Source organism: Rhodococcus sp. Z13, assembly GCF_025837095.1.
In the GTDB taxonomy this organism is placed as follows: Bacteria; Actinomycetota; Actinomycetes; order Mycobacteriales; family Mycobacteriaceae; genus Rhodococcus; species Rhodococcus sacchari.
Window position 1 is genome coordinate 2240731 of sequence record NZ_CP107551.1, and the last position, 26094, is coordinate 2266824.

The following is a 26094-nucleotide window of genomic DNA, read 5'->3' on the forward strand; positions in this document are numbered from 1 at the left end:
GAACAGAAGGCCCCGAACCGGAATCCGGTTCGGGGCCTTCGTGTTTCGGAGTGTCCGAGGGGGGACTTGAACCCCCACGTCCGTTAATAGGACACTAGCACCTCAAGCTAGCGCGTCTGCCATTCCGCCACTCGGACCGACGCCCGCACGGGGCATGTCGGTAGAACCCGCTCCCGCGGGCGCTGAGAAAACAGTAGCGCATGGGGCGCCTGATTCCCAAAACGCCACTTCAACCCCAGTTTCGGGGCCCGGCCGTCCACCCGCACCCCGTGGATCCACGCGTCTGTTCGTCGTCCGCTGCGCCCATCGCCGCAACGGACGACGAGAATCGGAGCGACCGCCGCCGGAACGAGAAACGACGAAGGCCCCGAACCAGAAGTTCGGGGCCTTCGTCGTCTGTCTCGACTCAGAGTGTCCGAGGGGGGACTTGAACCCCCACGTCCGTTAATAGGACACTAGCACCTCAAGCTAGCGCGTCTGCCATTCCGCCACTCGGACCGAAGCCGTTCCCGCTCTCGCGGGCGCTGTGAAAGAGTAACCCACCGCGCCGCCGGACCCAAATCGCTGTCCTCACCTGCGGTGATCCGAACTCTCGTAGGCGTCGGGCGGGCGGTGGTAGACATACGGCCATGGCCATACACACCAGCGCCCACCAGCCGTCCCGGGCCGAGGAGGAGGTCGTCGACCTCGTCTCCCGCCTCATCCGCTTCGACACCTCGAACACCGGCGAACCCGACACCACCCGCGGTGAACGCGAGTGCGCCGAGTGGGTCGCCTCCCTGCTCGAGGAGGTCGGCTACGAGACCACCTACGTCGAATCCGGGGCGCCCGGCCGCGGCAACGTCTTCGCGCGCCTGCCCGGCGCCGACCCGCACCGCGGGGCGCTCATGCTCCACGGCCACCTCGACGTCGTGCCCGCCGAGGCCGCCGACTGGAGCGTGCACCCCTTCTCCGGCGCCGTCGAGAACGGCTACGTGTGGGGTCGCGGCGCGGTGGACATGAAGGACATGGTCGGCATGATGATCGCCGTCGCCCGGTACTTCAAGGCCGAGAACATCGTGCCGCCCCGCGATCTGGTGTTCGCCTTCGTCGCCGACGAGGAGGCCGGCGGCAGGTACGGCTCGCAGTGGCTGGTGGAGAACCGCCCCGACCTGTTCGAGGGCGTCACCGAGGCCGTCGGCGAGGTCGGCGGGTTCTCCCTGACCGTGCCCCGCCCCGACGGCACCGAACGGCGCCTGTACATGGTCGAGACCGCCGAGAAGGGCATGGGCTGGATGCGGTTGACCGCCACCGGCGTGGCCGGGCACGGCTCGTTCCTGCACGAGGACAACGCCGTCACCGTCCTGTCCCGCGCCGTCGCCCGCCTCGGCGCCCACACCTTCCCGCTCGTCGTCAACGATTCCGTCGCCGAGTTCCTCGCCGTGGTGAGCGAGGAGACCGGACTCGACTTCGATCCGGCCTCGCCCGACCTCGACGGTGCCCTCGCCAAACTCGGGTCGATCGCCCGCATCGTCGGCGCGACCCTGCGCGACACCGCCAACCCCACGATGCTCGACGCCGGCTACAAGGCCAACGTCATCCCGCGCACCGCCCACGCCGTCGTCGACTGCCGCATCCTGCCCGGCCGGCTCGCCGAGTTCGAACGCACCGTGGACGAGCTGATCGGCCCGAACGTCACCCGCGAGTGGATCACCAGCCTCGACTCCTACGAGACCACCTTCGACGGCGATCTCGTGGACGCGATGAACGCGGCGATCCTCGCGCACGATCCCATCGGCCGCACCGTGCCCTACATGCTCTCCGCCGGCACCGACGCCAAGGCGTTCGCCAAGCTCGGCATCCGCTGCTTCGGTTTCGCGCCGCTGCAGCTGCCGCCCGAACTGGACTTCGCGGCCCTGTTCCACGGTGTCGACGAGCGGGTGCCCGTCTCGGCGCTGCGCTTCGGCACCCGTGTCATGGAACACTTCCTCCTGCACGCCTAGAAACGAATCACGGAAGGACCGGAATGGCTTTCGATTACGACCCGTACAGCTTCCTGCCCGAGCTGCCCACCTTCGAGGTCACCAGCACCGACTTCGCCGACGGCGAGGAGTGGAAGCTGCCCCAGGCCAGCGGCGCGTTCGGGATCCCCGGCGGCGGCGACGTCTCCCCGCAGCTGTCCTGGTCCGGCTTCCCCGCCGAGACCAAGAGCTTCGTGGTGACGATCTTCGACCCGGACGCCCCCACCGCCTCCGGGTTCTGGCACTGGGCCGTGGCGAACATCCCGGCGAGCGTCACCGAACTGCCCGCCGGTGCCGGCACCCCCGGCTCGGACGCACTGCCCGAGGGCACGGTGACCCTGCGTCACGACGGCGGTGACTTCGGGTTCATCGGCGCCGCCCCGCCGGCCGGCCACGGCCACCACCGCTACATCGTCGCGGTGCACGCCCTCGACGTCGAGAAGCTCGACGGGGTCACCCCGGACTCCACCCCGGCCTTCCTCGGCTTCAACGTCTTCGGACACGCCATCGCGCGCGGCCTGCTCACCGGCACCTACGAGGTCCGCTGACACACCGTCGCACGACGACGAACGGGGCCCGGGTCGCACAGACCCGGGCCCCGTTGCGTGGGAACGATCAGACGCGCGCGGCGGCACCCACCGCGTCGGCGATGGACCGGTAGCCCTGCGCCCGCAGCTTGCGGGCGATACCGCGGTTGATGCGACGCGCCCAGAACGGGCCGCCGTAGATGAACCCGGTGTAGCCCTGCACCAGCGACGCGCCGGCGAGGATGCGCTCGTAGGCCTGCTCCGGCGTCTCGATGCCACCGACGGAGACCAGCACGAGCCGGTCACCGACCCGCGCGCGCAGGCGCCGCAGCACCTCGAGGGAACGTTCGGCCACCGGCGCACCCGACAGGCCGCCGGCCCCGATCTCGTCGATGCGGCTGCGCGGGGTCTTCAGCCCGTCGCGGCGGATGGTGGTGTTGGTCGCGACGATGCCCGCCAGCTCCAGCTCCAGGGCGAGGTCGGCCACCGCGTCGACGTCCTCGTCGGACAGGTCGGGGGCGATCTTCACCAGCACCGGCACGGTGACGGTGTCGAGCACCGCCTGCAGGATCGGGCGCAGCGACTCGACGGCCTGCAGGTCGCGCAGCCCCGGGGTGTTGGGGGAGGAGACGTTGACGACGACGAAGTCGGCCAGCGGGCCGAGCAGCCGGGCGCTCTCGGTGTAGTCCTCGGCGGCCTGCTCCGCGGGCACGATCTTGGTCTTGCCGATGTTCGCGCCGATCGGCACGGTGCGCCGGCGCTGCCGCAGCCGGTTGGCGGCCTCCCCGGCACCGTGGTTGTTGAAACCCATCCGGTTCACGATCGCGCGGTCCTCGGGGAGCCGGAACAGGCGCGGGGCCGGGTTGCCGGGCTGTGCCTGCGCGGTGACGGTGCCGACCTCGGCGAAGCCGAAGCCGAGCGGCCCCCACGCGTCGACGCCGGTGGCGTCCTTGTCGAAACCGGCGGCCAGACCGACCGGGCCGGGGAACTCCACACCGAAGACGGTGTTGCGGAGGATCGGGTCGTCGGTGACGAGGACCTTCGCCACCAGCGCCCGGATCGGCCCGAAGCGGGTCACCCAGCGCATCGCGAGGAACGCCAGGTGGTGGGCTCGTTCCGGCGGCAACAGGAACATGAGCCGCAGAAGAAAGCGATACACGAACTACTCCCTGCAAGCCCGGACCGGGGTGGTCCGGGATCTGGTCATCGACGGTGTGTCAGCGAACGGTGGGTTCGGGGACGTGATGGGCGGTCTTGCGGCGGCGCAGCAGCACCCGCCGGCTCCCGTCCGGATACAACCGCACCCGGGTGAGTTCCCAACCGTGGAACTCGGCGGAGATCGCCAGGCGCATCGAGGCACTCACCCGGGACACGTCCCGGGGCAGCTTCAACGGCACGTACTCGTATTCGTCGTTGCTGGTGTCCCAACCGACCGGCAGCCGGGTGAGCCGTCCGATTCGCTCGTTCGCCATCACTGTCCTTCGATCGGGATCCGTTGCAGTCCGTCACCGGTCGCCGAGGCGATCACCAGTGCCGCATCGTCCGGGTCGACGGCGATCGAGTTCGGTTGCCGCACCGTGGCGAAGCGGTGGCGTTCCTGCGGGATCCCGGTCGACAGATCGTAGCCCACGACCTCGTTGCTGCCGGTCAAGGTTACCCACACCAGATCGCGTGTTCCGTCGTATGTCACAGCGTAGGGCGCAGGTCCGACGGGATAACGCTGCCGCAGCATGATCGTGTCGAGCGTGTAGACGAGCAGCTCCCCGTCGGTGGTGTCGGTGACGGTCACACGTCCGAACGGATCGGTGACCAGCTGGGTGGCGCCGTCCCCGGCGCGCAGCGCGGCGCCGAGCCGCCGGTCGTCGAGGTCGAGTTCGGTCAGCGAGGTCTGGCGCCGGTCGAGGACGGCGACCCCGTCGTCGGTGACGGCGAACGCGTCGGCGGAGGCGAGCCCGCCGATGGAACCGGTCCGGTCTCCGGTGGCGGGGTCGACGAGGAGGACCCGGCCGTCGTCGGTGCCGACGAGCCACGTCCCGTCCTGCAGCACCGCCACCGACACGGCGGTGGCGTCGACGAGGACCTCCTCGACCCTCCCGTCCGCGACGTCGACGCGGGCGACGAAGCCGGCGGCGGGGGCGAGGACGGTGCCGGCGGGACCGGGTGCGAGGGTCGTAGCGGTGCTCGGCAGGTCCACGGTGCGCGGGGTGGCGGTGGCGTCGTCGAACAGCAGCACCTGCGCGCCGTCGAGGCTCAGCGCAGCGAGGGTGCCGGTGCCGGGCTCGACGACCAGGCTCGCGATAGCCGTGTCCAGCGGCCGCACGTCACCGGCGGGAGCGGGACCGACCTCGGGGGCGGCGGCGGGGGTGGCGGGTTCGATGGTCTGCAGGCCCTCGGAGCCGTTCTCCGACGAGCATCCGGTCAGTGCGGCCAACGCGATCGCGCTCACCATCGTGGCCGCTCGGATCCCGGCTCTGCCCATCGTCATCGCTCCTCGTGACTCGCTCGACTCGCGTTCCGGACACTTCCGGCGTCCGGCACGCCACCCTCCCAGTGTTGCCGATGCCCGGCCGCGGCGGGGCAGGGGGTTCGCCGCCGCCGCGCGGATGTGACCTGCCGCTCAGCCCGCCGTGGTGGGCGCACTGTGAGGACTGCGCCGGGGCAGCACCAGTGGGGTACCGGTTTCCGGATGGGCGGTGACGGTGACCGGATACTGGTAGACCCGGCCGAGCAGGTCCTCGGTGAGCACCTCGGTGGGGGAGCCGTCGGCGACGATGCGGCCCTGTTCGAGCACGCAGATCCGGTCGGCGTAGGCGGCGGCGAGCCCGAGATCGTGCAGCACCACCACCACGGCGTGCCCGTCGTCGGCGCGGCGGCGCACGACCTGCATGACCGCCTCCTGGTGGCCGAGGTCGAGGGCGGCGGTCGGTTCGTCGAGCAGCAGCGTCTCGGTGTCCTGCGCGAGCACCCGGGCCAGGGCCACGCGGGCGCGTTCGCCGCCGGACAGCGCCGGGAACGGCCGGTCGGCGAGGTGGGTGACATCGCAGGTCGCGAATGCTTCGGCGACGAGACGTTCGTCGTCGTCCTGCCGGGGGGTGCGGTCCCAGGCGGCCCGGCCCATCTGCACGACCTGCCGGGCGGTGAAGGGGAAGCCGACGGTGTGCTGCTGCGGCAGCACGGCGCGGCGGCGGGCCAGCGCGAGCGACGACCAGCCGTCCAGCGGCCGCCCCTCGATCTCCACGCTGCCGCCGCTGAGCGGATGGTCCCCGGACAGCGCGGCGAGCACGGTGGACTTGCCGGCGCCGTTGGGGCCGACGAGGGCGACGACCTCACCGGTGCGGACCGCGAAGTCGACGCCGTGGAGGATCTCGCGGTCGCCGCGCCGCAACCGCAGACCGGTGCCGCGCATGGTCACGGTCCCCGGCGCGGAGCGGGAGGGGAGGTCGTCGCGGCCGGGCAGACGGGGGACGGGCAGGCGGGGGAGCAGGTTCACGCCCAGCCTCCCTGCCGGGCCCGGGTGCGGCGCAGCATGAGGAAGAAGACCGGTCCGCCGATGAGCGCGGTGATCATGCCCAGCGGCAGGTCGGCGTTCTCGACGAGGGTGCGGGCGCCGAGGTCGGCGGCGAGCAGCACCACGGCCCCGGCGAGCACGCTGGCCCACACGAGGGTGCGGTGCGCCGGACCGAGCGCCAGCCGCATCAGGTGCGGCACGACCAGGCCGACGAACATGATGATGCCGGTGAACGCGGTGGCGCCGCTGACCAGCACCGCCACCGCGAGGATCGCCAGCTGCCGGACGCGTTCGACGTCGACACCCAGGTGCCGGGCGACGCTCTCCCCGAGGGCGAGCAGGTCGAGTTTCGGGGCGAGCAGCGCCGAGACGACCACCCCGGCCAGGGTGAGCGGCGCGACCACGGCGACGATGTTCCAGGTGGCGCCGCCGAGGCTGCCGAGCTGCCAGAACACGATCTGGTCGCGGGCGGCGGGGCTGGCGACGAAGGTGAACAGCGCGATCAGACCCCCGGCGACGGCGTTGACCGCGACACCGGTGAGGATCACGGTGACCACCTCGGTGCGGCCGTTGGACCGCGACAGCGCGTAGACCATCACGGTGGTGAGCAGACCCGACAGCAGCGCCGCCCCGGCGAGCGCCCAGCCGGCGGTGAACACCCCGCCGAGCACGATCACCGCGGACGCGCCGACCGCGGCGCCGGAGGACACCCCGATGACACCGGGTTCGGCGAGGGGATTGGCAAAGATGCCCTGCAGCAGCGCACCGGCGCAGCCGAGGGCGGCGCCGACGAGCATCGCCAGGACCACGCGGGGGAAGCGCACCTCCCACAGCGTCACCTCCCCGGCGGGGTGCGCGGGCAGCGGACCGAGGTCCAGGCCCATGCGGTGCAGCAGGCTGCCGACCACCTCGGCGGGACCGGTGGGCACCTGCCCGAGGCAGGCGGACACGATCGCCAGCACGACCAGGACGGCGACCAGCAGGACGAACACGACGGTGGTGCGTCCGGCACCGGCCTTCTTCAGAGCTCTGTCGGGAAGGCCGGTGGACTCGGTGACCTCGTTCACGGACATGCCGCGATCACGACTCGTCGGCCGGATAGAAGGCCTCCACCAGGGCGGCGAGGACCCTGCCCGACTGCGGGCCGAAGCTCAGCAGGATCGAATCGTCCATGTCCACGATGGTGCCGGTCTTCCCGGCCGGTGTCTGCGCCACACCCGGCAACCGGGCCATGCCCTCGGCGCCGCCGACGGACTCGAGGCTGTGGGTCATCACGAGGATGATGTCCGGCGACGACGCGATCATCGCCTCACTGGTGATGGGCACGAACTCCGAGTCCAGGCCCGCGAGGACACCGGCGTCGCGACCCCCGGCGGCGGCGATCAGGGCGTCCGCGCCGGAACCGGGACCGCCGAGCATCTTGATCGCCGAGCCGCGCAGGTAGAGGAAGGCGACGGTCGGTTCCGGGTGCTCGGCCGGGATCGAGTCCTTCGCCGCATCGATCTCGGCAAGGGTGCGGTCGGCGAGGGCCCTGCCCTCCTCGGGGACCCCGAGGGCTGCAGCGACCGACTCGATGTCGGCCGCGACCGTGTCGAGGGAACGTTCCGGGTCGACGAAGACCACGGGCACCCCCGCCGCGCGGATCTGCTCCTGCACGGCCAGCGGCCCGATGGAGGTGTCGGTGAGCACCACGGTGGGGTTCAGGTCGAGAATCGCCTCGGCGTTGAGCCCGTGCCCGCCCGGGGTGACGTTGGGGACGTCCTCGATGGCGGGGAACGACGGGGTGGAGCGGCCGACGAGGTTGTCGCCGAGACCGAGCGCGTAGACGGTCTGGGCGAGGGTGCCGGAGCGGTCGGCCGCGACGATCCGGGACACATCGGTGATCGTGGTCTCGACGCCGTCGGCCCCGCGGACGGTGGCCGGCAGTGCCGGTTCCGGGTCGGTGGTGATCGGTTCGGGTTCGGCGTCGACGACGGCGGTACGCGGTCCGGTGACGACCTCGGTCTCGACGGTCTCCCCACCGGTGGAGGGGCTGCTGCACGCACCGACGACGGCGACGGTGAGCACCGCGAGCAGCGCGGTCAGCAGACGGGCGGCGGAACGCGTCGGTGCTTCGGGGCCGGCCATCGGTCAGGCCTGCACCCGGTAGCGGTCGATGTCGCGGGCGAGATCGGCGAACAACGCGCCGTTGAGCCCGTACACGAGGATCGCCTCGTCGATGACCGCCTGCTGCTGGCCGGCGTCGAGCGGGGCGGCGTCGAGCTTGGCGCGGTAGTCGTCCTTGAACGGCTTGGTCTTGGGGATGTCGTCGAAGATGTAGAAGCGCAGGCCGTCGCGTTCGTAGCCGTAGGCACGTTCGAGCATGCGCCGGATGATCTGACCGCCGGACAGGTCGCCGAGATAGCGCAGATAGTGGTGGGCGAGGAACGCCTCGGGGGAGGTCGCGGCGACCGTTTCGAGCCGGTCGACGTAGGCGACGGTGGCCGGCAGCGGGGCGATGCGCGTCCGCCAGTCCGGGCCGATCAGGAAGTCGAGATCGGCCTCGAGTGCCGCGGTACGCAGCAGCTCGTCGCTGAGGAACGGGCCGACGATCGGGTCGTCGGTGTAGCCGCGGCCGATCCGTTCGAGGCTGTCGTAGACGAACCAGGTCTGGGCGATGAGCTCGGCGTGGGCCTCGGTCGACAGCTTGCCGCCGAGCAGTTCCGAGACGAACACCGAGTTCTCGGTGGCGCTGTGCGCCGCCTGCGTCTCCAACCGGATGCGTTCGGCGAATCCGACGACTTCGGTTGCGGTCATCGACCGACCTCCCTCACGTAGCACCTGCCCGAATCTAACATCGCAGGCTAGCCTAACCTTCGCGATCCGGACGGTCAGGAGTCCCGAGAACTACGCACTCACGTCGTCGAGAGCCGCGGCGATCGCCGGCGGCAACGCCAATTCCTCGGCGACGAGCACCCCGGTGAGCTGCGCGAGATCCCGCGCCCCCACGAGCGTCGACGCGACGTGCGGCCGGTCGCGCACCCACGCCAGCGCCACCGCCAGCGGGGACGTGCCGAGGCCGTCGGCGGCGGTGACCACCGCGTCGACCACCCGCACCGCCGACTCGGTGAGATAGCGGCGCACCTCCTCGGTGTGCACGTCGTCGGCGCCGCGCGAATCCGCGGGCATGCCCGACCGGTACTTGCCGGTGAGCACCCCGCCGGCGAGCGGCACCGCGGCGAACACGCCGATGCCGTGGTGCGCGGCCGCCGGGATCAGTTCCTCCTCGACACCGCGGGCGAGCAGCGAGTACTCGACCTGGGTGCTCACCAACGGCGCCGGACGCCGGGCCGCGGCGGCGGCGGTCGCGAGCTGCCAGCCCAGATAGCCGCGCACACCCACATAGCGGACGCGTCCGCTGGTGACCGCGAACTCGAGCGCGTCCATCACCTCGTCGACCGGGGTGTGCGGATCCCAGGTCGCGACCTGCCACACGTCCAGGTGATCGGTGCCGAGCTCACGCAGCGTCGCGTCGAGCTGATTGAGCAGACCCGAGCGGGAGCAGTCCACGCGCCGCGAGCCGAGGGTGGTGGTGTCGATGCCGGAGCTGCCCGACAGCACCAGCTGGTCGCGGGGCACCACGTCGTCGAGCAGTTCGGCGAGGATCCGCTGGGCCACGCCGTCCCCGTAGGCGGGGGAGGTGTCGACGAGCGTTCCTCCTGCATCCACGAACGCCGACAACTGGGCCGCGGCCTCGTCGCCGTCGGTTCCCCGTCCCCACGTCAAGGTGCCCAGACCGAGCCGTGACACCCGCAGTCCGCTCGCACCTACAGTCCTGTATTCCATAACCGCCCGCGTTTCCTCCCGACAGGATGGAGCCCGGCGGCATCCGGCCGCCGGCTCCGTGTAAGCACCCTAATGCGCCGGGGGCGGGCGATGCCGTTCCGGCGCGCCGCATTCGTTACCACCACGTAGCCTTCGCGGGGTGAGAACCGCATCGCGATTCCGGTGTCGCCCACCCGATCCGTCCGTGATCGCCGCCGGGGAGGGCGCGGCGTGACCGGCGAGTCGATGAGCTGGGTCCAGACCATCGTCCTCGGCATCGTGCAGGGCCTGACCGAGTTCCTGCCGATCTCCTCGTCCGGGCACCTGCGCATCGTCTCCGAGATCTTCTTCGGGGAAGACGCCGGTGCCTCCTTCACCGCGGTGACCCAGCTCGGTACCGAGGCCGCGGTGCTGGTCTTCTTCGCCGCCGACATCTCGCGCATCCTGCGCGCTTGGTTCCGCGGGCTGCTGCACCGTGAGCACCGCACCGACCACGACTACAGGATGGGCTGGTACGTCATCCTCGGCACCATTCCCATCGGTGTCCTCGGGGTGCTGTTCAAGGACGACATCCGCACCGTCGCCCGCAATCTGTGGCTCGTCGCCACCATGCTCATCGTGTTCTCGCTCGTCATCGCCGCCGCCGAGTACTTCGGAAGACAGCGCCGCGGCGTCGAGCAGCTCACGTTGAAGGACGGCCTGATCATGGGGTCGGCGCAGGCGCTGGCGCTGATCCCCGGCGTGTCCCGCTCCGGCGGCACCATCTCCGCCGGCCTGTTCCTCGGCCTGACCCGCGAGGCCGCCGCGCGCTATTCGTTCCTGCTGGCCGTCCCCGCCGTCGTCGCGTCGGGCCTGTTCAGCCTGCCCGACGCCTTCGAACCGGTGGGGGAGGGGCTGAACGCCTCCGGTGCCCAGCTGCTGGTGGCCACGGTGATCGCGTTCGCCGTCGGCTACGCGGCGATCGCGTGGCTGTTGCGGTTCGTCGTCGACCATTCGATGTACTGGTTCGTCGGTTACCGGGTGATCCTCGGCGCCGTCGTGCTCGCCCTGCTGGCCACCGGCGTGGTCTCGGCCACCTGACCCGCCGACCGTCCGGTGTGCCTCTAGTCTGGGCACATGACGGTCATCCTGCTGCGACACGGGCGATCGACGGCGAACACCTCGCACGTCCTCGCCGGTCGCACCCCCGGTGTCGAACTCGACGAGGTCGGCCACGTCCAGGCGAAGAATCTCGTGGCGCGGTTCGCCGGGCTCGAGATCGCCGAGATCGTGCGCTCGCCGCTGCTGCGCTGCCGCCAGACGGTCCAGCCGCTGGCCACCGACCGCGGTCTCGAACCGGTGATCGACGAGCGGCTCGCCGAGGTCGACTACGGGCAGTGGACCGGCCGGGAACTGAAGGACCTCGTCAAGGAACCGCTGTGGTCGGTGGTGCAGCAGCACGCCTCCGGCGCGGTCTTCCCCGGCGGAGAGGGACTGGCGCAGGTGCAGTCGCGGGCCGTCGCCGCGATCCGCGAACACGACCGGCGCCTGCACGAGCAGCACGGCAGGGACGTGGTGTGGGTGGCGTGCAGCCACGGCGACGTCATCAAGTCGGTCCTCGCCGACGCGCTCGCCACCCATCTCGACGGGTTCCAGCGCATCGTCGCCGAGCCCGCCTCGATCAGCGTCGTCCGGTACACCGACGTCCGCCCGTTCGTGCTGCGGGTGAACGACACGGGTTCGGACCTGTCGGGCCTCGCCGGCCCGGCGGCCCCGAAATCCGTACCCGGAGGAGAGGTCCCCGGCGCGGTCACCGAACCGGACGGCAAGGCGGCCACCGATGGGTCGGGGTCGACGCGCGGATAATGACAGTGGACCGGCATGGCAGAGTGAGGGACTCGAGGAGGTGCGATGGCCCGCGCGATACACGTGTTTCGGACACCCGACCGGTTCGTAGCCGGCACCGTCGGTGAACCGGGCGACCGGGTGTTCTACCTGCAGGCCGTTCACGAGTCCCGAGTGGTGAGCGTGCTGCTGGAGAAGCAGCAGGTGCAGATCCTGGCCGACCGCATGGGGTTGCTGCTCGAAGAGGTGCAGCGCCGGTTCGGCACCGAGATCCCCGACGACCCGGAGATCGACGTCAGCCCGCTGGTGACCCCCATCGACGCGGAGTTCCGTGTCGGCACCATGGGGCTCGGCTGGGACGCCGACTCCGCCTCGGTGGTCGTGGAACTGCTCGCCGTCACCGAGGGTGAACTGGACGAGTCGGTGGTGCTCGACGACACCGAGGAGGGCCCCGACGCGGTGCGGGTGTTCCTCACCCCGGCGCAGGCCCGCGAGTTCGCGGCCCGCTCCGAACTGGTGGTCGCGGCCGGGCGCACCCCGTGCCCGCTGTGCGGCGAACCCATCGGCCGCAGCGGACACATCTGCATCCGCACCAACGGTTACCTGCGCACCCCGGGCTTCGACCCGACCTCGTGGTTCCGTGAGGAAGAAAGCTGACCACGTGACGGGCCCGGACGTGCGGACCGTCCTGTCCGACGGCGACCTCGAGATCGTCGGGCAGGTCGTGCATGCGAGCAACGCGACCCTGGTGTGCGACGCGCGCCTCGACGACACCGTCGTGCGCTGCGTCTACAAGCCCGTGCGCGGGGAGCGGCCGCTGTGGGACTTCCCCGACGGCACCCTCGCCGGCCGGGAGGTCGCGTCCTATCTCATCTCCGAGGCGCTGGGCTGGGACGCGATTCCGCTGACGGTGCTGCGCGACGGCCCCTACGGCACCGGCATGGTGCAGCGCTGGATCGACACCCGCGAACCCGGTGACGGCCTCGAACTGGTGGACCTGTGCCCGGTCGACGCGGTCACCGAGGGCTGGCTGCCCATCCTGCGGGCCCGCGACTACGAAGGCGCCGAGGTGGTGCTCGTGCACGCCGACGACCCGCGGTTGCGGCGCCTGGCCGTCCTCGACGTCGTGCTCAACAACGCCGACCGCAAGGGCGGGCACGTCCTCGAATCCCTCGACGGGCACGTCTACGGTGTCGACCACGGCATCTGCCTGCACCAGCAGGACAAACTGCGCACCGTGCTGTGGGGCTGGAGCGGCGACCCGGTGGACCCGACGCTGCTCACCGACCTCGACAAGCTGCTGCGGCACTTCGACGGCGGTTTCGCCGAACAGCTGCACGAACACATCACCGAAGCCGAGGTCGACGCGCTGCGCCGCCGCATCGTGCGATTGCTCGACGAGCCGGTCATGCCGCAGCCGCGCGGCGACCGGCGCATCCCCTGGCCTGCCTTCTGACCGGTGGCCGGGTGCCCGCGTGGCGCCGCTCCCCGGCTCTATTAGGCTCGTATCCATGCAATCTTGGTCCGACGTCGCGATCCCGTCCGTCCCCGGTCAGGGGCCTCCGCTGCGGTTGTACGACACCGCGGACCGTGCCGTGCGCCCGGTCACGCCGGGCGCCACCGCCACCATGTACGTGTGCGGCATCACCCCCTACGACGCCACCCATCTCGGCCACGCCGCCACCTATCTGACCTTCGACCTGGTGAACCGCATCTGGCGCGATGCCGGCCACGACGTCCACTACGTCCAGAACGTCACCGACGTCGACGACCCGCTGTTCGAACGCGCCGAGCGCGACGGTGAGGACTGGGTCGTCCTCGGCATGCGCGAGACCGCCCTGTTCCGCGAGGACATGGAGGCGCTGCGAGTGCTGCCGCCGCGCGACTACATCGGTGCCGTCGAATCGGTGAACGAGGTCGTCGAGCTCGTCGAGAAGCTCGTCGCCTCCGGCGCGGCCTACGTCGTCGACGACCCCGAGTACCCGGATGTCTACTTCCGGACCGACGCGACCGAGCAGTTCGGCTACGAGTCCGGCTACGACCACGAGACGATGATGCGGTTCTTCGCCGAGCGCGGTGGCGACCCGGACCGTCCCGGTAAGCGCAACCCCCTCGACGCGCTGCTGTGGCGCGCGCAGCGCCCAGGTGAGCCGGCCTGGCCCTCGCCGTTCGGTGACGGCCGCCCCGGCTGGCACATCGAGTGCGCCGCGATCGCCCTCAACCGCATCGGCTCGGGCTTCGACGTGCAGGGTGGCGGCAGCGACCTGATCTTCCCGCACCACGAGTTCTCCGCCGCGCACGCCGAGGCCGTGACCGGCGACCGACGTTTCGCCCGCCACTACGTGCACACCGGCATGATCGGCCTCGACGGCGAGAAGATGTCGAAGTCGCGCGGCAACCTGGTGTTCGTGTCCAAGTTGCGCGGCGAGGGTGTCGAGCCCGCCGCGATCCGCCTGGGCCTGCTGTCGGGGCACTACCGTGTCGACCGGGCCTGGACGAACGATGTGCTCGAAGCCGCCCAGGCCCGCCTGGCGCTGTGGAAGCAGGCCGCGGCCCTGCCGTCGGCGGCGTCGGCGGAGGACGTGGTGGCGCGGCTGCGTCAGCACCTCGCCGACGACCTCGACACCCCCAAGGCCCTCGACGCCCTCGACGCGTGGGCGACCTTCGCCGTCGAGCGGGGCGGGGACGACGCGGGCGCGCCGGGTCTGTTCGCCGACGCGGTCGACGCCCTGCTGGGTGTGAATCTGCGCTGAATTCGATTCTGAGTGCGCACTTTTCGTCGCCGCGTGTCGCGACGAGAAGTGCGCACTCGTTCGTCTGTGATGAACGTCGGTCAGACGGAGTTGTTCCAGATCAAGTGGAAGGGCGGTCCGGCGCTGTAAAGGAAGAACTGCGTTAACCATTCGAGGATGTCGCATGGAAGTTGCGACGGATCTTCGAGGAGTGCACGCTGCATCTCTTCGATGGACACGACGGAGTCTGGCAGGGACGCCCGGGCGACGAGGCCTCGATCTTTGTCGGGCCAAGCAGGGTGTTCGGAGTCTGCGAGCAGGATTCCGATACGGTCGACGATGCGTGGCCATTCCGGCATCCCTTTGTGATGCGCACCGGTCCGAAGTGCCTGGAAGACGAGATAGCTCTGCAGCGCGTCGTCGACGCAGGTGTGCTCGTCTAGGTGAATCAGAAGATTGGTGTGTCTTCGTACGTGTTTGGTGTAGTTGCCTAGCTGGCCGTACCCAAGCTCCCTCAAGGCCCGTCCACCTGAACAAGCCCAGGGCCGCTTCCGATCCAAGAGATGCTTCTCGAAATCGAGAAGACCATATGCACGTTCCTGTGACGACAAGGCGCGCACAGCATGAACGTGCAAGGCGGTCGACTCGGCGAACATCATCGTGTCGGTCGGTCCGCGCTTACTGCCATGCATCGCCTCGACTGGACCGTTTCGCCACACATTCTCGACTAAACCAACGGCCATAGCGCTGAGCAGAGCTTCGTCTCCGATGATGTTTGCTTCGCGGCAGGAGACTTCGTGCTGACTGGTCAATGTTCGCAAGGCTACGCAGAGTTGCGGGTCCCCTCCGCATCCAGAAGCCATCGGACGACCTCCTTCACGTTGTGCCGCGAGTCCTCATTGCCGACCGAACGGCAGTTGGTCGGCCGCGCGGGTATTCGGCACGCGGCAAGACTATTGCGGTCCACTGCCATTTGGGCTCGAGAAACAGTTGTTGAGGCTGGGGAACGATGCGGAATGCTCGGACACTGTTGGCGTCATTCGGATATGGATCGCGCCCTGACGAAGGACGGTTGGAGCTAAGCGCTGCGTGCATACGGAGTGAGCTCGGACTGGGCTCGGCGGCATGGGCAGCGGACCGCGCGCCCCAGATCGTCGTCGGGGAGCCAGCCGTACTCGTCGCACTTTCCGCAGGTGGGTGGGCGTTTCGGTCTCGGTGGCTGCAGTGCCTGCCAGGTGGGAATCCATGCGGCTGCCGAACGGGCGGGGTCGTACGGCCGGTGCCGTTCGAGCGCCGCGCGCACGAGTGCGTCGACACCGTGCACGTCCACGGAGTGCGCGACCATCGACGCCTTCTGCGCGGTGAGGGTGTCGAAGCGGGCGGTGAGCCCGGCCCGGCGGCACGCCGCGGCCAGCTTCTCGAGCTCAGGATGCTGCTGCTTCTGTGCCGGTCTCGCGGCCGGTACGGGGTGTAGCGAGCCCGGCGCGGCAGGTTCATTTCTTGGTTCGAGGGCGGTTCGGGTGACATCGGTGTCACCCCGTGGGTGCTCATCCGTCACCCCGTCAGGGGCCGGTTCGTCACCCCGTAAACCGGAACGGGGTGACGGTCCGCCGCCCCGCGTCATCGTCAGGTCGTAGCAGGTGGGGCGGCGGTCCTCGCGGGGGATCGTGGCGGCGACCCGCTGCTGGTCACCGCGCGAGATCAACCCGAGCTCGGCGAGCGCGGCGAGACACCGCTGCACCTGCCGTTCGCTCATCCGGGCGTAGCGGGCGAGGGTGCGTACCGACGGATATGCGCTTCTCCCGTGCCGCGAGGCGTGATTCGCCAGACCGATCAGCACCACCGTCAGGGCCGGCGCCGACGGCATGCCCGGTGGAGTGGGGGAGGGGATCTCGGCGCGCTCCAGGACCCAGGTGATCGCCTCGATGCTCATGGCGTCACCTGCGCATGAGTAAGCTGTGGCATGTTCGACTCCCTAGTTAGTCGGACACCCGGCCCGTCGCGATGGCCGTCGCGGCGGGCCTTCGTGTTCAGTTTTCTCTCGATGGTGTTCGCACACGTGTTCGGTTACGTGTGATCGATGATCTTCGCATCGAGAATCGTGGGCGTCAATGACTCTCCGACACGGGCTACGTCGAGCTCGAGGCCGCCACGTGCTCCCGCGCGAGCGGGGACGAGTCCGAGTCGCCGATGATCGCAAACTTCTTGGCGGGGATGAGACCGGCCACGGCTCCGAACTGGTGTCTCGCCGGTCGACCGCGGACGGTGCGGCGGTCCAGGGCCGACGGCTCACTTCACCGTGCGGGTCACGCGGGCTTTCGCACGTGCTGCGCGAATACCCGCGCCCCGACCAGCAGCGAGACGACGACGAGTCCGGCGGCCAGGGGGGTGAGCGCCCCGTAACCGAACTTCGCGGCGAGGACGGAGGGCACGGTCGCCCCGAGGATGGCGCCGGCGGCCACGGCACTGTTGAACAGTCCCATCGCGGAACCCTGACCGTCCAGCGTGAGGTCAGCGGCCATCATCGTCGCGCCGATGTAATCGAAGGGATAGCCGAAGGCGACGAGCACGAGACCGGCGATGCCGATCCACGAGGCCCCCGGCGGCTGCCAGATCCAGGCACCGGTCATCGCGAGAAGACCGGCAAGGGTGATCACCAGACCGAGGCGGAGCACCCAGCCGCAGCCGTGCCGCTTGGCGAGCTCGCCGCAGATGGGGTACAGGCACGCGCCGAGGGCCGAGGCGACGAGATAGCAGGTCGCCGTGCGTGAGGCCGAGACGTCGAAGGCATCCTTCATCACCAGCGGCATCACGTTCAGGAAGGTCTGCACCGCGGTCATGGCGAGGAACCAGGAGAGCAGAAAGCGGCCGAACGGGCCCTGCAGTTCGCGGCGGAGGCCACCGGAGGCGGGAGCTGCGGCGGCATCGGCCGCGACCGCGTCCTCGGGCTGTGCGGGGTTCAGATGGGGGAGGCGGAGTCTGCCCAACCATGTTCCGAGCAGAATGACGCCACCGGCGACGAGCCAGCCCGTGTGCACGTGGCGTTCGGCGAAGACGGCGCCGATGGCCAGACCCGACACCTGGCCGATGCCGAACACCAGGCGGAACCATCCGATCCGCTCGTCCCACTCGGATGCCGGATGACCTTCGACGATGAACACGCTGCCGAGGGTCTGCACGGCGCCGGCGGAAGCGCCGGCGAGCACGGCCGAGACACACCAGCCGAGCAGGTTGGTCGACAGACCGAATCCGATGGCTGCGGCCCCCATCACCGGAAACGAGCCGAGGAAGGTGAGGCGCTGTGTTCCGGTGCGGTCGGCGATCCTGCCGATGACGGGAGCGAAGAGCTGGCCGGTGAAGAACGCGGCGAGCACCGTGGCGACCGCGGCGGCTCCGTGCGAGGTGACGGTCAGTGGGATCAGCAGCGGCACGATGCCGTTGACGAGAAGCCCGGCGAGAGCGTAGGCGCTGAACCAGGGTTCGAGGCTTCGGAGCATGCCCACGCGGGTGGGCTGCGCAGTGGTCTGGGCGTCGCTCGGCACGGATCCCTCCCTATCCTCGGGCATTCATGCCGATTGAGCGGAAACCCGTGTCAATCACGAAGAATGATGCTCTGAGCTGGGATAATTCGACTTGCGAAGGTTGAATCAGTCCCAGTTCGAGGAGCACCATTCCGGTGAGCAAGTCTACGTCCCCCTATCCCCACCTGTCCGCATCAGCCACCGGAACCGGCCTCGTGTCGCATGCCGGAGCCGTCCTGCTGCTGCGCACCGCGGAGAAAACCGGACTTGCCACGGCATTGACGACCGAACTCGCACCGTATCGAAAGCCGTTGACCCGACACGATCCCGGCAAGATCGTCCTCGACCTCGCGGTATCCCTCGCACTCGGTGGGGACTGCCTCGCCGACATCGCACAACTGCGCGCTCACCCCGAACTGTTCGGTGCGGTGGCCTCCGACCCGACCGTCTCCCGCCTGATCAGCAGGTTGGCCGCCGACACCGACACCGCACTGGCCGCGATCGACCGGACCGCGCCACCGCCCGCTCCCACGCCTGGGCCGCTGCCGGCACATCGGCTCCCGACCATGCCATCGACGAAGCGCATCCGCTGGTCCTCGACATCGATGCCACCCTGGTCACCGCGCATTCCGAGAAGGAACAGGCCGCCCCGACGTTCAAGCGAGGGTTCGGTTTCCATCCGTTGTGCGCGTTCGTCGACCACGGCACCGGCGGTACCGGTGAACCCGTCGCGATGCTGCTGCGGCCGGGTAACTCGGGATCGAACACCGCCTCCGATCACATCACCGTGGTGCAGGACGCACTCGCACAGTTGCCGCTCGACCCGGCATACCGGGTCGGGAAGAAGGTACTGGTCCGTATCGACGGCGCCGGCGGTACCCACCACCTGATCGAGTACCTCACCAAGCGTCGCCTATCGTACTCGATCGGATTCGGGTTGACCGACGCCCACGCCGACGCGATCGATCTGGTTCCGGAACAGGCATGGACCCCGGCCTACGACGCCGACGGGCAGGTCCGCGACGGTGCCTGGATCACCGAGATCACCGACCTACTCGACCTGTCCACCTGGCCGAAAGGCATGCGGGTGATCGTCCGGAAGGAGCGCCCACACCCCGGTGCGCAGTTGCGGTTCACCGACCGCGACGGCCTACGCCTGACCGCGTTCGTGACGAACACCCGCCGCGGTCAGCTGCCAGATCTGGAGTTGCGGCATCGGCGACGGGCTCGGTGCGAGGACCGGATCCGGGCAGCGAAAGCCACCGGCTTGCAGAATCTTCCGTTGCACGGTTTCGACCAGAACCGCATCTGGTTGGCGCTCGTGCAACTGGCATGCGAGCTGCTCGCGTGGATGCAGATGCTCGCCTTGACCGAGGTTCCAGCGCGGCGGTGGGAACCGAAACGGCTGCGGCTGCGGTTGCTGTCGATCGCCGGGAAGATCGCCCGGCATGCCCGCCGTGTTCGTCTGCGACTGGCTGCGACAGCTCCGGATGTCGATCTTCTCGTGGCCAGCCTGAACCGGCTCGCAGCGCTACCTGCGCCTGCGTGACCTGCATGTACCAGTTTCATCGAGACGAAAGGACACGATTTCCGGGGCCGTGGACCCCGACGCCACCCGACCGTGTCGGGCAGTCGACCGTGGATGCACGCCGGATCCACGGTTTCCACACCCAATCCGAGACCGCTCAGGCCGGCACGCGGTCCGCGCGAAAGATTGAGGCTATTCCTTTTCGGTTCATCGCGTATTCGGCGTGATTCGGGTGATTTTCACACGAATTCTCGGACGGGGTGATCCGATGCGTCGGTGTGAAGGGGTGTGGAAATCTCGCCGGAGCTGACGAGAAAGCCTTCGGTGTGGCATAGGAAAGTAGTCTGTCGAACTCCCCGCTGCTCGACGGTTCCGTGGGGGATCTTCGGGAAGTATTCCACGACAAGGTGTTCCGGATCGCGATCCGGGTGTGCTGGTGTCTACCTCTGTGTCCGGTCTTCGGTGGTGGGGGCCAGCGGAATTAATCCGCATTTTTCACCCGATTGTCGGAGTGGATTGGATATCGGGGTCACGTGATGTTCGGTAAGGGGTGCAACCGCTACCGTCCTTGCCATTCGCTGCGGCAATTGCGATAGCGGATGGCAAGAACGCGAGCGGATTGCCGGAGAGGGAAATCCCCCATTGAGGTTTTCTCACCAGAGAGTCACCGACGACAGCAAAGACATCCGAACGGTGTGGCGTGAAAAGAGGACGTGGGGTCCTGCCTGGTAGGGATTGTTTCGAGCAAGAAGCAACCCGGAGCAGGACCCCACGTGATTACCTATCGTGCCACGCTCGACGTGCCCGAGCACACCCTGACCTTCGTCGCCCGTATCCTCGCTGCCCACCGCCGCAGGACCGATCGCCGGCCGTGGCAGCGGGCCGCGACCGTCTACGTCCAGGCTCTGATGGTGCTGCGGTGGTTCCGCGACGGCACCGACGTCGCCACCCTGGCGCGCGATGCCCGCATCTCGCAGGCCACCGCCTACCGGTATCTCCACGAAGGTATCGACGTGATCGCTGCGCACGCCCCGGACCTGCACGACGTGCTCGAACGTGGGATCGAGTCCGGCTGGGAGCATGTCTGTCTCGACGGCACCCTCATCGCCTCGACTCGCTGCCGGGAGCGTTCCGAGTCCGGGCACGACGTGTGGTACTCGGGTAAACATCGCCGCCACGGCGGCAACGTCCAGGTCCTGACCGATCCGACCGGCTACCCGATCTGGGTGTCCGAGGTTGCCCCCGGTTCGGTGCACGACCTCACCGCTGCTCGTCGGGGCGGGATCCTCGGCGCCCTCTACCACGCTGCCGCCGGCGGGATGCCCACCCTCGCCGACAAGGGGTACACCGGTGCCGGGATCGGCGTCCACGTCCCGACGAAAGGCCGTGATCTCGATATCGGCACTCGTTGCCGCAACACGCTGCTGTCTGCGATGCGTGCTCCGGCCGAACGCGCGAACGCGCTGCTGAAGACCCGGTGGAAGGCGCTGCAGCGAATCAGTCTATGTCCGTGGAGGATCGGCTCGATCGCTGCTGCGGCTCTCGTTCTTCTTCACCTGCAAGCACCGGCCTGGTGAGAAAACCTCATTGTGCCCGAGGCTGCAGGTTCCCGCAGGTAGTTATTTCAGAGCACGTGCTCTGTTAATATTCCGCGCATGTCCGCCCTCGACGGCGGCCCGACCTACGAAGGGACGACCCGACATGCCAACGATCACCCGCGACGGTGCGATCTGGACGCTGAATCTCGGCGACGACGAGAACCGCTTCGGTCCCGCCTGGCTCGACGAGGTCGAGAAGGTGCTCGACGACGTCGAGGCCGCCACCGAGCCGGTCGTGCTCGTCACCATCGGCGACGGCAAGTTCTACTCCAACGGCCTCGACCTCGAATGGGTCAGTGGGCACATGGACCAGTTCGCGACCTACGCCGAACGCGTGCAGGCCCTGCTCGCGCGCGTGCTCACCCTGCCCGTGCCGACGGTCGCGGCGGTCAACGGTCACGCCTTCGGGGCCGGCGCCATGCTCGCCCTCGCCCACGACTTCCGTGTCATGCGCGACGACCGGGGTTTCTTCTGCTTCCCCGAGGTCGACATCCGCATCCCGTTCACACCGGGCATGTCGGCGCTGCTCATGACCAAGCTGACGCCGCAGACGGCCGTCAAGTCGATGACCACCGGGCACCGCTACGGCGGCCCGGAGGCGCTGCAGGGCGGGCTCGTCGACGCCACCGCGTCCCTCGACGACCTGCACTCGGCCGCAACCGAACTCGTGCGGCCGCTGGCCGGCAAGGATCGTGGCACCCTCGCCACCATCAAGAAGACCATGTTCGCCGAGGTCGTCGAGGCACTGACCCGGAAGATCGGATGACGACACCCGAGCACGACCGGCCCGCGACGCGCACGGGACGCGCCGTGGGCCGGCCCCGCCGGCACGACCGCGGCGCACTGCTCGACCACGCGCGTGACCTGTGGGTCGAACGCGGCACGGCCGGGGTCACGATCCGGGCGCTGAGCAGCGCGTCGGGGGTGTCGAACGGCGCCATCTACAACGCATTCACCTCCCGCGACGGGCTGCTCGCGGCGGTGTGGACGCGCGAGGCCGCGCACTTCCTCGACTTCCAGTACGCCGCCGTCGACCGTGCCCGCGCCGAGGACGGCAGCGCCGCCGACACGGTGGTCGCCGCCGCCCTCGCTCCCGCGCGCTACGCGGCGTCGAACGAGCGGGCCGCGCACCTGCTGCTCGCCGTGAGGCCCGACGACCTCGTCACCCCCGAACTCACCGACGAGCAGCGACACGAACTCCTGGAACTCAGGAAAGTGCTGGGGGAGTTGATCGTTCGGCTCGCCGACGCGCAATGGGGTCGACGGGACCGGAACGCGGTCACCCTGATCCGGTACTGCATCGTAGAACTCCCCGGAGCCCTGTTGCTGCGGGGTGGGGGTCTGCTCGACCCGGTGGCGCACCACGCGCTCGAGCACGCCGTGCGCGGCATCGTCTCGGCACCTCCACCGCCCCGTGGCTGACGGGACCCACTCGCGGAGCCGGAATGGGTACTGTGTCCCCTTCCTCCATCGAAAGGACCGATTCATGTCGATTCGCCGACGGGTCGCTCTCGCGGCCTCCGCCGTCGCCGTCGCTGCCGGTGCCGCCGTGGCGACCACCGGAACGGCCGCCGCCACCCCGGTACCCGTGCTCCAGCTGCTCGGAACCGCGCTGGTGCCGATCCCGACGGGGCAGTGCCACGGCAGCATCGAGGTCGCCTACGAGCACGTGCCGGGCCGCCCGGACCTGGCCGAGGCCGTCTTCACCCCGACCGGCACCTGGGGAGCGATCCCGGACTGCGAGGTCCCGGTGCAGTTCGCGTGGATCAACGGGGTCTTCCCCTTCACCCACGGACACCAGGTGACCGTCGCGAACGGCCGCACCACCACGATCATCGACCCGGGTGCGGGCGTGAGCCTGCTGGTCTCCCTCCCGACCCAGGCTCCGGGCACGCCGGGCTGGGGCACCAGCGGCTACATGTGGCTCCAGCCCTGACATCCCGATAGGTCACTCACGAGCGAGCGGCGCGCGCCGCGGCATGTCGTCGCAGCGCGCGCCGCAGTTCGTCCCGGTCGTCGAACGCCCGCACCGTCTCTCCGGCGACCAGACGCGGCTCGCAACCCCGCCCCGCGGCGACGATCACGTCCCCGGGCCCGGCGCAGGACGCCGCGATCTCGAACGCGCGACGCCGGTCGGCCTCGACGATCACCCGCGCACCGTTCGCAGCGAAGGCGCCCTCGGCCACCGCCTCCCGGAGAACGTGCGGGTCCTCGGAGAGCGGACTGTCGTCGGTGACCACCACGACGTCCGCGTAGGTCGCCGCGGTGTGACCGAGCGGGAAGCGCTTGCCGGGATCGCGTTCCCCGGTCGCGCTGATCACCAGGATCAGCCGCCGCTCCGGGGCGAGCGACCGCAGGAACGGCAACAGTTCGTGTTGTCCGGCCGTGTTGTGCATGTAGTCCACCAGGGCGAGAACGTCCCGGCCGGACTCGACCCGCTCGAGCCTGCCGGGTACCCCCGCCAACGTCTCCAGGCCCGCCGCGGCCCGCACCACGTCGCCGCCGGCGGCGACGATCGAGGTCAGCGCCGTCAGCGCATTGGCGACCTGGTGCGGGCCGAGCAGCGACAGCCGCACCGGCGCGGATCCGACCGGTGTGTGCACGGTGAACGCGGTGCCGGCCAGATCGCACCGGATCGCGTCGGCATACACGTCGGCACTCGGATCCCGCATCGAGTGCGTCCACACCGGCACGTTCACCGCCGCGCGCAGGCGCCGTCCGTACTCGTCGTCGACGTTCACCACCGCGGCCCGTGTGCGCTCCGCGGTGAACAACGCCGCCTTGGCCGCGAAATACCGTTCCATCGTGCCGTGGAAATCGAGATGATCCCGCGCGAGATTGGTGAAGGCGACGGTACGGAAGCGCACCCCGTCGACGCGGTGCTGGCTGACGGCGTGCGACGACACCTCCATCGTCACCGCCCCCACCCCCTGGTCGCGGAACCCGGCGAGGGTGCGCTGCACCACCGCGGCCTCCGGGGTGGTGCGCGTGGCCGGGCAGGCGCCCGCCGGACCCCGGACGACGACCCCGCCGATCAGACCGGTGACGAGCCCGGTCGCGGCGAGCGCGGCGTCGAGCAGGTAGGTCGCGCTCGTCTTGCCGTTGGTGCCGGTGACCCCGTACACCGGCAGCTCCTGCGAGGGATGGCCGAAGATCCAGGACGCCAGGGCACCCACCCGCTCGCGTGGCCGGTCGACGAGCAGCGTGGGGAGCCGGCGCGACGGCCGGTCGCTGAGTACGGCGACCGCGCCGCGCGCGGCGGCCTCCTCCTCGAAGTCCAGGCCGTGGAACCGGCGTCCGGGCAGCGCGACGTAGAGATCTCCGGGCTGCACTGTCCGGGAGTCGTCGCCGATCCCGGTGATCACGTGGTCGTGCCCCTCGGTCGGCTCGGCCCGCAGGTCGTCGCCGAGGTGTTCGGCCACGTCGCCGAGCCGGATCCGGGGGGCGGCGCTGCGAGGACCATCCGGGGCAGAGGACACGGGGGCGGATACCCGGTCGGTGCGGAAACGATGCTCGCCGCGCGTGGTCGCTACCCTCGTGGGATGGCAACGACCCCGGAGTCCACGGCGAGCACGAACACGGCGGTGCCCGGCCTCGAGAGCACTTTCGCCGACGCCCTCGCCGACCTGACGGTGGCGTGGCAGGGCGCCGAGGTGCCCGAACCGCGGCTGCTCGTCCTCAACGCGCCGCTCGCCGCGGAGCTGGGACTCGACGCCGAGACGCTGCGGACCGAGGACGGGATCGCCGTCCTCGCCGGCGCGCAGATCCCGGCCGGGGCCAGGCCCGTGGCCATGGCCTATGCCGGTCACCAGTTCGGTGGTTATGCCCCGCTGCTCGGCGACGGCCGGGCCCTGCTGCTCGGTGAGCTCGTCACCGGTGACGGCCGCCGAGTGGATCTGCACCTCAAGGGCTCGGGACCGACCCCGTTCTCGCGCGGCGGCGACGGGTTCGCCGTCGTCGGGCCGATGCTGCGCGAGTATCTCGTCAGCGAGGCGATGTACGCGCTGGGGATCCCCACCACGCGGTCGCTGTCGGTGGTCGCGACGGGCCGCGCCGTGCGGCGCAACGGTCTCGAACCCGGCGCGGTGCTGGCGCGGGTGGCGTCCAGTCACCTGCGGGTGGGCACCTTCGAACTCGCCGCCCGGTACAACGGACTGCTGCAGCCGCTCGCCGACCACGCCATCGCCCGTCACTATCCGCACTTGGCGGACCTGCCGGAGACCGGTGAGGGCAACCGCTACCGCGCGTTCTTCGAGGCCGTGGTCGAGGCGCAGGCGTCGCTGGTGGCGCGGTGGATGCTCGTCGGGTTCGTCCACGGCGTGATGAACACCGACAACACGACGATCTCGGGAGAGACCATCGACTACGGCCCCTGCGCCTTCCTCGACGCCTTCGACCCGGCCGCGGTGTTCAGTTCGATCGACAACTCGGGGCGCTACGCCTACGGCAACCAGCCCGGCGTGCTGCAGTGGAATCTCGCCCGTTTCGCGGAAACCCTGCTGCCGCTGGTCGATCCGACCCCGGACGACGCGATCGCCGCGGTCACCGAGATCCTGCACAGCTTCGACGCTCGCTACGAGCGGCACTACGTGGCCGGTATGGCCGCCAAACTCGGCTTCACGCACGGAGCCATCGACCGAACCCTGATCGACGAGCTGCTCACACTCCTGGCCGAACACCGCGCCGACTGGACCGGCACCTTCCGGGCGCTCGCCGACGACCTGCGCGGCGACACCACCGCTCTCGACGCGTTGGTGCCGCGCGCGGCGCTCGCGCCGTGGCTCGAACGCTGGCGCAACACCCTTGCGGCGCAAGGACGCAGCGCGGCCGACGCCGCCGACGCGATGGACCGCGCCAACCCGCTGTACATCCCGCGCAACCACCGCGTCGAGGAAGCCCTCACCGCCGCCCACGCCGGGGACCTCGGGCCGTTCGAGGCCCTGCTCGATGCCGTCACCCATCCGTTCGAGCGACGCACCGATCGCGCGCCCTATGCCGAACCGGCCCCGCGGGAGTTCGCGGAGACCTTCCGCACCTTCTGCGGCACCTGAC

General features: G+C 69.8%; 25 protein-coding genes, 2 tRNA genes and 1 pseudogene. 14 read left to right on the forward strand and 14 right to left on the reverse strand.

What is annotated here, in order from left to right:
• Positions 1–51 precede the first annotated feature (51 nt).
• Together OED52_RS10275 and OED52_RS10280 are read right to left on the reverse strand one after the other, a co-directional pair.
• Positions 52–137, reverse strand: a tRNA-Leu gene (locus tag OED52_RS10275).
• Between the two features lie 275 nt (positions 138–412).
• Positions 413–498, reverse strand: a tRNA-Leu gene (locus OED52_RS10280).
• 131 nt (positions 499–629) lie between these two features.
• Between OED52_RS10280 and OED52_RS10285 the strand changes: the two genes are divergently transcribed.
• Complete coding sequence (locus tag OED52_RS10285) at positions 630–1982, forward strand: M20/M25/M40 family metallo-hydrolase (protein ID WP_264154521.1); 1353 nt, start codon at positions 630–632, stop codon at positions 1980–1982.
• A gap of 23 nt (positions 1983–2005) precedes the next feature.
• Positions 2006–2548, forward strand: coding sequence for a YbhB/YbcL family Raf kinase inhibitor-like protein (locus OED52_RS10290; protein WP_264154522.1), 543 nt, complete (start codon positions 2006–2008; stop codon positions 2546–2548).
• Between the two features lie 67 nt (positions 2549–2615).
• Here the strand turns inward: OED52_RS10290 and OED52_RS10295 are convergent, their stop codons facing one another.
• The 8 genes from OED52_RS10295 to OED52_RS10330 form a co-directional block, all read right to left on the reverse strand.
• Positions 2616–3686: a quinone-dependent dihydroorotate dehydrogenase gene (locus OED52_RS10295; RefSeq protein WP_264154523.1), complete on the reverse strand. Its 1071-nt coding sequence runs from the start codon at positions 3684–3686 to the stop codon at positions 2616–2618.
• A 58-nt stretch (positions 3687–3744) separates the two neighbouring features.
• A complete protein-coding gene (locus tag OED52_RS10300) occupies positions 3745–3999 on the reverse strand; it encodes a DUF5703 family protein (protein WP_264154524.1) in 255 nt (84 codons plus the stop codon).
• Complete coding sequence (locus OED52_RS10305; RefSeq protein WP_264154646.1) at positions 3999–5006, reverse strand: NHL repeat-containing protein; 1008 nt, start codon at positions 5004–5006, stop codon at positions 3999–4001. The genes OED52_RS10300 and OED52_RS10305 overlap by 1 nt, the downstream gene beginning before the upstream one ends.
• A 138-nt stretch (positions 5007–5144) precedes the next feature.
• Entirely contained in the window at positions 5145–6023 is an 879-nt protein-coding gene (locus OED52_RS10310) for a heme ABC transporter ATP-binding protein (protein ID WP_413247760.1), read from the reverse strand.
• Entirely contained in the window at positions 6014–7108 is a 1095-nt protein-coding gene (locus OED52_RS10315; protein ID WP_264154525.1) for a FecCD family ABC transporter permease, read from the reverse strand. The genes OED52_RS10310 and OED52_RS10315 overlap by 10 nt, the downstream gene beginning before the upstream one ends.
• Positions 7109–7115: 7 nt before the next feature.
• Positions 7116–8162, reverse strand: coding sequence for a heme/hemin ABC transporter substrate-binding protein (locus tag OED52_RS10320; protein ID WP_264154526.1), 1047 nt, complete (start codon positions 8160–8162; stop codon positions 7116–7118).
• A gap of 3 nt (positions 8163–8165) precedes the next feature.
• On the reverse strand, positions 8166–8831 hold the full coding sequence (locus tag OED52_RS10325) for a biliverdin-producing heme oxygenase (RefSeq protein WP_264154527.1): 666 nt from the start codon (positions 8829–8831) through the stop codon (positions 8166–8168).
• A gap of 90 nt (positions 8832–8921) precedes the next feature.
• Positions 8922–9860, reverse strand: coding sequence for an aldo/keto reductase (locus tag OED52_RS10330; RefSeq protein ID WP_264154528.1), 939 nt, complete (start codon positions 9858–9860; stop codon positions 8922–8924).
• Positions 9861–10085: 225 nt separating this feature from the next.
• On the opposite strand from OED52_RS10330, the gene OED52_RS10335 reads away from it, so the two are divergent.
• The 5 genes from OED52_RS10335 to mshC are packed head-to-tail and all read left to right on the forward strand — an operon-like array spanning position 10086 to position 14416.
• Positions 10086–10919 (forward strand): undecaprenyl-diphosphate phosphatase, encoded by an 834-nt coding sequence (locus OED52_RS10335; RefSeq protein ID WP_264154648.1) that lies wholly within the window; start codon positions 10086–10088, stop codon positions 10917–10919.
• Positions 10920–10955: 36 nt separating this feature from the next.
• Positions 10956–11684: a histidine phosphatase family protein gene (locus OED52_RS10340; RefSeq protein WP_264154529.1), complete on the forward strand. Its 729-nt coding sequence runs from the start codon at positions 10956–10958 to the stop codon at positions 11682–11684.
• 45 nt (positions 11685–11729) lie between these two features.
• Positions 11730–12320 carry a DUF3090 domain-containing protein gene (locus OED52_RS10345; RefSeq protein WP_264154530.1) on the forward strand — a complete coding sequence of 197 codons (591 nt, stop codon included), beginning with the start codon at positions 11730–11732 and terminating at the stop codon, positions 12318–12320.
• A gap of 4 nt (positions 12321–12324) precedes the next feature.
• Positions 12325–13119: an SCO1664 family protein gene (locus tag OED52_RS10350; protein ID WP_264154649.1), complete on the forward strand. Its 795-nt coding sequence runs from the start codon at positions 12325–12327 to the stop codon at positions 13117–13119.
• Positions 13120–13174: 55 nt separating this feature from the next.
• Entirely contained in the window at positions 13175–14416 is a 1242-nt protein-coding gene (gene mshC / locus OED52_RS10355; protein ID WP_264154531.1) for a cysteine--1-D-myo-inosityl 2-amino-2-deoxy-alpha-D-glucopyranoside ligase, read from the forward strand.
• Between the two features lie 80 nt (positions 14417–14496).
• Here the strand turns inward: mshC and OED52_RS10360 are convergent, their stop codons facing one another.
• The 3 genes from OED52_RS10360 to OED52_RS10370 all read right to left on the reverse strand — a co-directional run bounded on the left by OED52_RS10360 (position 14497) and on the right by OED52_RS10370 (position 17937).
• Positions 14497–15207, reverse strand: a complete 711-nt coding sequence (locus tag OED52_RS10360; protein ID WP_264154532.1) for a hypothetical protein — start codon at positions 15205–15207, stop codon at positions 14497–14499.
• A 266-nt stretch (positions 15208–15473) separates the two neighbouring features.
• A complete protein-coding gene (locus tag OED52_RS10365; RefSeq protein WP_264154533.1) occupies positions 15474–16328 on the reverse strand; it encodes a helix-turn-helix domain-containing protein in 855 nt (284 codons plus the stop codon).
• Positions 16329–16701: 373 nt separating this feature from the next.
• Complete coding sequence (locus tag OED52_RS10370) at positions 16702–17937, reverse strand: MFS transporter (protein ID WP_264154534.1); 1236 nt, start codon at positions 17935–17937, stop codon at positions 16702–16704.
• Between the two features lie 194 nt (positions 17938–18131).
• Here OED52_RS10370 and OED52_RS10375 point away from each other — a divergent pair.
• From OED52_RS10375 to OED52_RS10400, 6 genes and pseudogenes are all read left to right on the forward strand, one after another.
• Positions 18132–18353 (forward strand): annotated as a pseudogene (locus OED52_RS10375) (transposase); the annotation flags it as partial.
• Positions 18293–19465: an IS1380 family transposase gene (locus OED52_RS10380; protein ID WP_264154650.1), complete on the forward strand. Its 1173-nt coding sequence runs from the start codon at positions 18293–18295 to the stop codon at positions 19463–19465. The pseudogene OED52_RS10375 and the gene OED52_RS10380, both read left to right, overlap by 61 nt.
• 752 nt (positions 19466–20217) lie before the next feature.
• Positions 20218–21021 carry an IS5 family transposase gene (locus tag OED52_RS10385; protein ID WP_145690968.1) on the forward strand — a complete coding sequence of 268 codons (804 nt, stop codon included), beginning with the start codon at positions 20218–20220 and terminating at the stop codon, positions 21019–21021.
• 124 nt (positions 21022–21145) lie between these two features.
• On the forward strand, positions 21146–21808 hold the full coding sequence (locus tag OED52_RS10390) for an enoyl-CoA hydratase-related protein (protein WP_264154535.1): 663 nt from the start codon (positions 21146–21148) through the stop codon (positions 21806–21808).
• On the forward strand, positions 21805–22464 hold the full coding sequence (locus tag OED52_RS10395; protein ID WP_264154536.1) for a TetR/AcrR family transcriptional regulator: 660 nt from the start codon (positions 21805–21807) through the stop codon (positions 22462–22464). Before OED52_RS10390 ends, OED52_RS10395 begins: the two co-directional genes overlap by 4 nt.
• Before the next feature lie 64 nt (positions 22465–22528).
• Entirely contained in the window at positions 22529–22978 is a 450-nt protein-coding gene (locus tag OED52_RS10400; RefSeq protein ID WP_264154537.1) for a hypothetical protein, read from the forward strand.
• A gap of 16 nt (positions 22979–22994) precedes the next feature.
• Here the strand turns inward: OED52_RS10400 and OED52_RS10405 are convergent, their stop codons facing one another.
• Positions 22995–24464 (reverse strand): Mur ligase family protein, encoded by a 1470-nt coding sequence (locus OED52_RS10405; RefSeq protein WP_264154538.1) that lies wholly within the window; start codon positions 24462–24464, stop codon positions 22995–22997.
• A 120-nt stretch (positions 24465–24584) separates the two neighbouring features.
• On the opposite strand from OED52_RS10405, the gene OED52_RS10410 reads away from it, so the two are divergent.
• Entirely contained in the window at positions 24585–26093 is a 1509-nt protein-coding gene (locus tag OED52_RS10410; protein ID WP_264154539.1) for a protein adenylyltransferase SelO, read from the forward strand.
• Position 26094 lies beyond the last annotated feature (1 nt).